Origin of the sequence: Christensenella sp. (assembly GCF_034927525.1) — a bacterium.
Taxonomy (GTDB): Bacteria; Bacillota; Clostridia; order Christensenellales; family Christensenellaceae; genus Christensenella.
On record NZ_JAYFPU010000251.1, the window covers coordinates 1 to 1503 of the forward strand.

1 protein-coding gene is annotated in these 1503 nt (G+C 47.9%); it reads right to left on the reverse strand.

Annotation, left to right across the window (positions count from 1 at the left end; all coding sequences use genetic code 11):
- Positions 1-1503 (reverse strand): ABC transporter permease (locus VB081_RS10500; protein WP_323400772.1); only part of this gene is annotated, 1503 nt, incomplete at both ends.

The window sequence follows — 1503 nt, forward strand, 5'->3', positions numbered from 1 at the left end:
AGGCCAATGCCTGTGGAAAATGTGACAAAAAAGAGTGTTCCTATTGTCATTGCCAGCAGGCTGCCCTTTATCGGAACGTTAAATACCGTTACGGCCAGCAGAGTCATCATTACTAAGTTAAGCATTGCTATGGCTATATACGGCAACTGTTTTCCTATGAGGAATTCGGCACGGCTTACAGGTGTCACATAAAGGTTGAGAATTGATCCCATCTCTTTCTCTCTTACGACCGACAGAGCTGTGAGCATTGCAGGGATCATAAGGAGCAGCATTGGAATGACAGCCGGTATCATTGACGGAAGGCTCTTTACGTCGGGATTGTAGCGAAACCTGGTTTCGATCACTGCTGAATTCCCTCCTGCTGTCTGCAGGGGCTGACTCATTGCCGCCTCTTCCAGCCAATTCTGGTGCATGCCCTGAACATAACCTCCTACTGTCTCTGCACGCATCGGCATAGCTCCATCCACCCAGGCCCCTATCTGTACATTTTTCCCATGTTTTAGATCGCGGGAAAAATTTGGCGGTATTTCAATGGCCATATTGAGTTCTCCGGATCTCATGCGCCGTTCCAGTTCCTCGTAATTTGCGATTGGGGGATACTCTATGAAGTATCGTGACCCTGAAAGGTTCAGTGCATAATTCTGGCTCAGCACCGTTTGGTCACGGTCAAGAACCGCGTAAGTCAAGTTTTCTACATCCAGGCTTATTCCGTATCCGATGACAAACATGAGGATAATAGTTCCAAACAGCGCCATAACTCCACGTACAGGATCACGCATTATTTCAAGTGATTCGCGAATACAGTAGCTCCAGGAACGTTTCCAGTTAAACCATCTATTATGACCTGTGCCGCTGTCATTATGATCAGGATTTTTAGCCCGCTGCTTTTTTGTGACAGAGGCAGAAAGAACAGCCCCGTCATCTGAAGCAGCTTCTTTCAGGTAACTAATAAAAGCCTCTTCCAGAGTTCCAGCACTTCTCTTCCGTACGAGGTTAGCCGGTACGTCGGTGACAAGGACCTTTCCCGAGTGCATGAGGGATATCCGGTCACAGCGTTCCGCTTCATTCATAAAATGTGTGGAGACAAATATCGTGACATGGTCGTTTCTTGTAAGGTGTATCATTAATTGCCACATAGTGTCGCGTGCGATCGGATCGACTCCTGAGGTAGGTTCGTCAAGAATAAGCAGTTCGGGTTTATGCACCATTGCCACAGCAAGTGAAAGACGCTGACGGATTCCCAGCGGCAGATTATCCGGCATGGCATCTAGAACTTCTCCCAGACCAAAGCGTTGCACCATTTCGTCTACACGATCGGGGATCTTTTCTTCCTGAACTTTAAAAAGTCGTGCATGCAGGATGAGATTCTGGAGAACGGATAGTTCCGTATAGAGGGAAAAGAGCTGGGACATGTAGCCTACGCGGCGCCGAGTGTCAATGTTTTTCGCGCTGACTTTATGTCCAAAAAGAGAGGCTTGACCTTCTGAAGGCTGCAGCAATCCG